Origin of the sequence: Butyrivibrio sp. M55 (genome assembly GCF_900116865.1) — a bacterium.
Lineage (GTDB): Bacteria > Bacillota > Clostridia > Lachnospirales > Lachnospiraceae > Butyrivibrio.
In genome coordinates this window covers 1-8,067 of sequence record NZ_FPCD01000030.1, presented here as the reverse complement: position 1 = coordinate 8,067, position 8,067 = coordinate 1, and the positions used below count along the sequence as shown (strand labels likewise).

6 protein-coding genes and 2 tRNA genes are annotated in these 8,067 nt (G+C 41.1%); 3 read left to right on the top strand and 5 right to left on the bottom strand.

Translation table 11 applies throughout. From position 1 onward, the window contains the following. Window positions 1–299 precede the first annotated feature (299 nt). The 5 genes from BM398_RS16880 to BM398_RS16860 all read right to left on the bottom strand — a co-directional run bounded on the left by BM398_RS16880 (window position 300) and on the right by BM398_RS16860 (window position 7,193). Window positions 300–1,172 (bottom strand): carbohydrate ABC transporter permease, encoded by an 873-nt coding sequence (locus tag BM398_RS16880; RefSeq protein ID WP_051198972.1) that lies wholly within the window; start codon window positions 1,170–1,172, stop codon window positions 300–302. A gap of 42 nt (window positions 1,173–1,214) precedes the next feature. Next, on the bottom strand, window positions 1,215–2,162 hold the full coding sequence (locus BM398_RS16875) for an ABC transporter permease (RefSeq protein ID WP_092339462.1): 948 nt from the start codon (window positions 2,160–2,162) through the stop codon (window positions 1,215–1,217). A 99-nt stretch (window positions 2,163–2,261) separates the two neighbouring features. Beyond that, the gene (locus BM398_RS16870) at window positions 2,262–3,953 is read right to left on the bottom strand and encodes a type 2 periplasmic-binding domain-containing protein (protein ID WP_092339460.1); all 1,692 of its coding nucleotides are present in this window, start codon (window positions 3,951–3,953) and stop codon (window positions 2,262–2,264) included. 89 nt (window positions 3,954–4,042) lie between these two features. Continuing rightward, window positions 4,043–5,623, bottom strand: coding sequence for a response regulator transcription factor (locus BM398_RS16865; RefSeq protein ID WP_092339458.1), 1,581 nt, complete (start codon window positions 5,621–5,623; stop codon window positions 4,043–4,045). A gap of 1 nt (window position 5,624) precedes the next feature. Then, on the bottom strand, window positions 5,625–7,193 hold the full coding sequence (locus BM398_RS16860) for a sensor histidine kinase (RefSeq protein ID WP_092339456.1): 1,569 nt from the start codon (window positions 7,191–7,193) through the stop codon (window positions 5,625–5,627). A gap of 104 nt (window positions 7,194–7,297) precedes the next feature. Here BM398_RS16860 and BM398_RS16855 point away from each other — a divergent pair, with 104 nt between their 5' ends. From BM398_RS16855 to BM398_RS16845, 3 genes are all read left to right on the top strand, one after another. Next, on the top strand, window positions 7,298–7,633 hold the full coding sequence (locus tag BM398_RS16855) for a hypothetical protein (RefSeq protein ID WP_092339454.1): 336 nt from the start codon (window positions 7,298–7,300) through the stop codon (window positions 7,631–7,633). A gap of 92 nt (window positions 7,634–7,725) precedes the next feature. Further along, window positions 7,726–7,808 (top strand) — tRNA-Leu (locus BM398_RS16850). A 57-nt stretch (window positions 7,809–7,865) separates the two neighbouring features. Next, window positions 7,866–7,950: transfer RNA gene (locus BM398_RS16845), tRNA-Leu, on the top strand. Window positions 7,951–8,067: the final 117 nt, after the last annotated feature.

Sequence of the window (8,067 nt, the reverse complement as noted above, 5' to 3'; positions counted from 1 at the left end):
GCAAAGCTTAGAGAGAAATACATCCAGGATCCGCCAGAAGGCATGTCGGCGGAAGAAATCCGTAACATGAACGATGGAGATATCCTTGATATGGATTACTTCATGCACGAAGATGATGATTTCTATGATGAGGTAGACTGATAACTAGTTATTCAGTATACCTCCGCTTTGCATGGCTCGGTCTTGCCCGAGCCTTTAATTCAAGGTTGCGCCTCTAAGGCGCAATTTCCTATTAAATAAAAAAATATGCCCTGGGGATTAAATTTCCCTAGGGCATATATAAAAAACATTATTTTTTGTTATTCTTTTACACCACCAAGTGTAAGTCCGCTTACAAAGTACTGCTGCAGGAAAGGATAGATACAGATGATAGGAAGCATCGTAACTATTGAAGCAGCCGCACGGATAGATGTAGGCGTAATGGAACTTGTTGAGTTCTTCATTGACTGAGCCGATGTACTCTGGCTTGTTACAGAAGCAAGGAGTTTCATAAGCTCGTACTGAAGAGTTGTGAGCTTATCACTCATTCTGTTGTAAAGCATAACGTCGAACCATGAGTTCCACTGATATACAGCAACGAAAAGAGCTACAGTAGCATAAACAGGCTTACAGAGCGGCGAGATGATATTCAGGAATATCGTCGTATATCCCGCACCGTCCAACTGTGCCGATTCCTCGAAACTGTTAGGTATACCGTTCATGTATGTTCTTATAACGAGCATATTGAATGCGGATACCATTCCGGGAATTACATATACCCAGAATGAATTTGTAAGGTGAAGTCCCTTGTACAAAAGGAAAACAGGGATCATACCACCGTTTACATACATTGTTACTACCCAGAACAATGAAAGGTGCTTTGCAAAAAGGAAGTTCTTGCGGCTTACGATGAATGCAAGTATCGCGCAGGCAATAAGCGAAAGTGCTGTTCCCACAACAGTTCTTGCAACCGAAATATATGCACCTACAAGAAGATCGTCCTTCTTAAATACCGTGATATAGTTCTTGACACTGAATTTTCTGGGGAGAAGGTAGATACCTCCTCTGAGAGCGTCAAGACCATCGTTAAACGAAATAGCAAGTGTATTCAAAACAGGGTAAAGCGTAACAATTACAAACACTGTCATGAATATTGAGTTAAATGTGTAGAAAGCAATGTCGGCTTTCGACATCTTTCTTTTCTTGTTAATTGTATTACTCATCGCGATTCCCCCTTAGAACAGTCTTTCTTCGCCGTGACGCTTGGCGACTTCATTACATATCAAGATCAGAACGATACTGACTGCACTCTTAAATATACCGGCAGCCGTTCCAAGTGAGTAATCCATCTGGCTGATACCCCATTTAAGAACATAGATATCGATTGTCTGGGATACCTTCTGTACAAGTCCGTTACCAAGCAGATACTGAATCTCAAATCCTGCATTGAGGACATTACCGACATTCATGATAAGAAGAATGATGATTGTTGACTTGATTCCGGGAATTGTAACATATCTGATCTTGTCCCATCTTCCCGCGCCATCGATAGATGCTGCCTCATACAAAGCAGGATCGATAGCTGTTATCGCAGCCAAATATATAATTGCATTCCAACCTGTTTCCTTCCATACATTTGCAAAGGCAACGATCGGCCAGAAGTACTTTTCATGTGCAAAGAAATTAACGGGCTGAGAAACCAAATGGAATTTGGTAAGAAGCTCATTAACAATACCTGCTCCCGAAAGAGCATCGTGAAGAATACCTGTAACAATAATCCAAGAAAGGAAGTGAGGCAGATAAGAGATTGTCTGAACAACCTTTTTCTTGCGCATTCCCTTGATCTCATTTAACAAAATAGCAAATAAAATTGCCATAATAGTCGTAGCTACAAGATTGATAACACCCATTGCAAGAGTGTTTCTGATTACCCTAATATATGTTGCATCGGAAAAAAGAGCTTTAAATTTAGCAAGTCCGATCCATTTTGAATGTAAAATTCCATCCTTTGGCTTATACTGCTGGAAGCCCATAAGCCAGCCTATTAAAGGCGCATAACAGAAAATGATACCGTATGCAAAAAAGAATAATGACCATACGATAAGAACCCACTGTCTTTTAACTTGTTTGATAAATTCATCTTTCGGCATGCCCAAAAGAGTTTTTTTGTTCTGCTGAGCCATATAACCACTCCTCGTTTTCTTCAATTTCCCCAAATTAGATAAATATAGCGGGCATTCTTTTGTGAATACCAAGAAAGCCCGCTATAATCTTAGTTTTACTTAGTTAGTATACTTAGCTGCCTCTGCGATTCTGCGCTCCAACTCAGTCTGCATCTCTGAAAGGAAGTCTTCAGGTTTGCACTTCTTGTAAGCTTCCATGTACTCAGCCCATGCGGAGTCAAAGTTATCTGCCATAACTACCTTAGGAAGGTACTCGTGCTTGCACTCATCCATAAGGTTGCTTGCTGTACCGCCGGGTGTTGCTGTAGTCATAGTCTGTGAGAATGTGTACATAGGATACCAAGGTCCGGGAGGAGGTGTTGTTCCAAGCATCTCAACGTATGTCTTAACACCGTATGCCTTGAAGCAGTTCTTGAGGTTATCAGAAAGTCCATCATAGAACTCTGTCTCCTGCTGCTCAGGCTTCATAGCATTTTTGCCATCTCTGCTTGTTCCTTCCCACTGAGGGAAATATGAATACTCACACTTGTGAGAAGCCTTATATCCTGTATCAGCATCGTTGTCTCTCATTTCCTGAGTCTTTGAATACATTCCGTCGTCGCCTACCTGGTAGTCAACGTCCTTAACACCCCAGAATCTGAGATCCTGAATTTCCTGGCTAAGAAGGTCGTTTACGAACTGAAGCGCACCTTCTACATCCTTACAGCTTGTTGTAACGGCAAGTCCTGAACTTGTGTGTACGATTCCGCCTGAGTTGTGCCACTGGTTCTTCATGCCTTCTTCGATTGTGATCGGAAGGGGAACATACTGGCAACCCTTAGCATCAAGGCCTGCTGCCTTAAGAGCATCACCTGCTGTGTATGCGAAATCCCACCACTGGTCGATCATACCAAGTACACGACCTGTTGAAAGTTTAGCGATGTACTCGTCGTATGTCTGTGTGAATGACTCAGGATCAACGATACCCTTCTTGTACTCTTCATTGAGCTTCTTGAAGTACTTAACAGCTGTATCTGTTGTGTTGTAGTCAACAATCTTCTTGTTATCTACATCAACGATAACTGAACCGTCGTTCGGATATCCGTCAAGGAACTGAGGTGCATTCTCAAGACAGAAGTATCTCCAGTCCTCACAAAGAATTGTGTAAGGAATGTTTGCTGTTCCGTCATCCATTGTAGGATTTTCTGCGTAATATTTTTCGATAAGATCAAAATACTGATCCATTGTATGAATCTGAGGATAACCTGCCCACTCAAGAACTCTTGTCTGGATCCAGAAAGCCTCGTCATTGTGTGCGCAGACTCTCTCTTCACCATAGATATTAGAGAACTGAGGGATCCAATAGATGTGTCCATCACTCTGACGAAGTGAATCCCACTCCTGATCTGTGAAGAATTCTTTGATGTTAGGATATTTGTCGATATAATCATCAAGTGCAACAAGTGCGCCTGCCTCATACATCTGTACGGATCCGTCACCTGCATCTACGAAGTCAGGGTATTCACCACCCGCGATAAGAGTACCAACCGCCTCTTCTGCTGTCTGACCAGTAAGCCAAGTTTCTTTTACTTTTACGCCTGTTTTCTCGGCAATGATCTGCTGAATCTCATTATCTTCATTGATTTCAGCATGAGGAACGGAGAAAAATGCTGTGAATTCCTTTACTCCATCTTTTGAGCCGGAATTATCAGCAGATTTTCCATCTGATGAGCTTCCACCCGATCCACACCCTGACAGTGTTGCGAGAATCATGCAAGCTGCCATGAGCATGCTAACAACTTTCTTCTTCATAAAAGATATCCTCCTTATTTTTATATAAATAGTTTATAAAAAATTTATAATCAAAACATGGGAGGAAATATATATAAAAGTAGGACAAATTATTGTTCTTGTTTTCTATACTTTGCCGGGGTACATCCCTTGGCCTCAATGAACTTATTTACAAAGTAGTCAACGTCCTTGTAGCCCACTTTTTCTGCGACAAGATAGATCTTATCGTCTGTCTTCTTAAGTAAAAGAGCCGCTTCATCAAGCCTGTGTCTGTTGAGATAATCTTTAAAAGAGCATCCGTACTTCTTTCTGAAAAGCTGTCCCAGATACGCGCTGTTTACATAATACTTTTCGCTCAGCCCCTTCAAAGTAAGGTTGCTTGAGTAATTGTTTTTTACCTCTTCCTCAACCTTGGCAAGAACGCCCGTTGAGACATTTTTGCGCAGCTGACCAAGGTAATCGCCGTACTCACAGGCCATTCTGTACAGATGCGCCTTAGAGCCCCTGCGGATTCCCTGCTCATAAACATTCTCCGAAATATTTCTGAGGATTTCTTCCTGATCGACCTCACTGTCCTGCTCACCCGTAATATGGATAAGCTGGAAAAAGAGATAATTGATATTGAGGTTATATGCCTTTCCGGTGATTCCGGATTTTTTCATCTCATCGTGGAACTCATCAACCTTCTGCTTTATCTTAACTTTCTCATTAAGTTCTATTGCGGAAATAAGCTCATCAAGTTTATTCTTACAGAGCTGGATTCCCTTATCTTTTATCTGATACTCTTCTTCATAGAAATAGATATCTTTTTTCTCCCTAAATCCCTGCAATGAATGAAGAATATTCACGCTGGTATAGGATGTAGAAATGGATTCAAGACCCGAAACCGTTCTTCCTACAAGCATTACAATAGGAAGTCCGCTCACTCTTTTGAGATACTTTATCATTTCCTTTAAAAAGACCTCGTCGCTCTGATCTATATCTTTGCCGATACTGCTCGCGTACAGAAAACCGATGTCGTATATGTTTTCATCTCCAAAACCGTATCTCATAAGAAGATAGCTGTCATTTCCGAGATATTCCGCAGCAATGTCGTAGAGTCTGTCCAAACGGTTATTCTTTTCATCATCCATGGTCTCAAGCTCGTCTATTTCAGGCGCAAACTCAATTCCCACATAGCACATATCCTCATATGCATCTATCTTGCTGCTAAGATAATCGATATCCTCGTCGCTGTGCTTTCCCCTGAGTACCCTTTTAAGGCACTGCTCGAAATATGCCTTCTCAAATCTTTTGTTACGGCTTGTCTCCATCTCCTTATCTTCTTTGCTCGCTATCACCTTCTCGACTATGGAGATAAGGCTCTCTTTTTCAACAGGTTTTAAGATATATGCGGAGCACTTATGCTTCAGCGCCTCCTGAGCATAAGAAAACTCGGCAAATCCGCTGAGTATCACAAAAGAAACGTCATTGCCGTCTTCTCTTATCTTTTTTAAAAGCTGTATTCCGTCCATGACGGGCATCTTGATATCCGCGATCACAAGATCGTAATCCTGCTCGCTCATCATGTCATACGCAGTCTTTCCGTCCTGCGCGGTATACACTTCAAATCCGTAATCATCCCAATCAATCAGGACCTTAAGTCCCTGTAAAATAAATGGTTCATCATCAACCAGTAAAACCTTGAACACCTTAAACTCCCTTCTTCAAACATTCTTCGGGAATAACTATCGTTACTATTGTTCCGATTCCTTCCTCCGAATCAATATTGAAAAGAACTTTATCATCAGTGACCATCTTAAGCCTGATACATGCGTTAACAACGCCTACCCGGCCTTTTTTCTCAAGCATTGAAATATCCGCATTACGCATGGATGTAAGAAGTTTTTCCGCCTCCTGCGAACTCATTCCGTTTCCGGTATCTTCTATTTCAATGACCATATCATTATCTTTTGTATGAACTCTCAAAAAGATCCATCCGTTCGAAGCCTTACTCTCTATTCCATGAATGCAGGCATTCTCAACGAAAGTAACAAGCGTAAGCTTTGGAACATGATACTTCTTGCAATCGGGCTCAATATCAACCGAATAAGAGAGCCTGTCGCCAAATCTGTACTTCTGAAGCTCCAAATAGTTATTTACAAAATCCGCCTCATTTTCGATCGTGGTGTTATCGTCATCCCACTCGGTATACTGCCTTTGGAGTTTTGCAAGCTTTTCGACCATGTACGCGGTCTCAGACTCTTTTTTTATAATGCAATGCATCCTTATACTCTCAAGCGCGTTAAAAAGAAAATGCGGATTTATCTGACTGTGAAGTGCAAGAAGCTCAGCGTGCTGCCTGGTCATTATCATAGCCTGTTCTCTTAGCGTATAGCCGTAAGCAATCCTGTTTATACGGATAAGCAAAAGAACCGGGAAAATAATGTTCATTACCGCAAGGATAAGCAAGTAAATTCCCCAACTTTCCCACCAGTTATTGATTTCCGAATTGTTGTCCACAACATGGATCTTAAGGAGCTGGTTATAAATCTGCATATCCATGGTGTATCCTATATTTTCAAGCTGTGACACATAGCTGTAGGGCTTTGCCACACTCATGTCTTTACCGTTTGTCAAAAGGATCTTTTCGTTGTCGCACAGATACGCATCAAGATCATAATTCATGTTAACGAGAGCCCGGCTGAATTTGCCGTAATCGATATCAATAAGAAGAACATTTTCGGAGCCGTAATCGTAGAAATCCAGCACTTTGAAATAGAAAATTTTTCTCGTATTCGAGTCCAAACCTACCTGTTTGGTATTATAGTCAAAAAAGAGTCCGGACTTAAGTCCTTTCTCCTTCATAAATTTATACCATGGCTCATCATATGCACATTCAATCCTCTGGAACTGAGATCCGTTCACAACAGATTTATTGTCAATGAACAGCTTGTATGACACATCGTTCTGTGAAGCCACGACGTCAATAAGAGTATCATTAAAGAAGTCTCTGTACCGCATGTAGTAATCAAGCGGTGAATCAAATTCTGATTTCATGAAGTCATAAACATACTTACTTGTATATATACTGTTCGCAACCTTCACGGCATTTTCAAATTCCGCAGCACAAGCGTATTTTACGGCACTCGCCACATTCTCCATCTCGTGATACCGCTTGGTCTGCTCAGCGCGCAGAATCCCCCCTATAACGACGGCATCCAAGATCGCAAGTGGAATTATTGTAAAAACCAGATACAAGATTATCAGTTTCTTCTTCATAATTGCTATTTTATCATAACTGGGGAATATTATTGTATATTAAATGTTTTTTGCTATAATGTATTGTGAAATTTGGGTTAATTATTGAATTGAGGAGCAGAATTATGGAAAAGAGATTTAGGGATTTTTTAAGACATTTAGACAAGCTCGACTGGGACGTCCTCTCAGATGAAGAGCTCAGAGATGAGCGCGAAGGAATTGAGCTTTATATAAATGTAATGAATCAGGAATTACTTAAATGCATTGTAATATTTGCAGCCCTTTTGATATGCGCAAGCGTACTTCTTGGAGCCAGTTTTATAAGTAAGTCAACACTTTGCTTTATTTTTTCTCTGGCTTTCAGTGTATGTGCAGGTCTTTTCGGCAAGGAATACTTCAAAAACCGTGACACTATGAATCGTCTCTATTCATTTGCCGACAAAATAGCACAGCTTTTTTAAAAAAGATTTGATTGTGCCTTTGTTATCTCGTTTACAAATAATTTGACTCTTGACAGAGCACCAAAAAGTGGGTATTATTAACTACGTTGTTTGCAGGAGTGGCGGAATGGCAGACGCGCATGGTTCAGGTCCATGTGTTGGCAACAACATGAGGGTTCAAGTCCCTTCTCCTGCATTGGATTCTATCCAATGCAATGTGAGTAAGTTGATAGCCCTTCAAGGGCACATATATGCGGAAGTGTCGGAATTGGCAGACGAGCAAGACTAAGGATCTTGTGACTGTTTATGTCGTGTGGGTTCAAGTCCCATCTTCCGCACGAAACAAAAGGATCAACTCGAATGATATGTACCCAGAATCCTGGACACATATTTATGAACTAAGCCAAACACATGGATGCTATCCTGTATTGCACAGGTGGCATCCATTTTGTTTT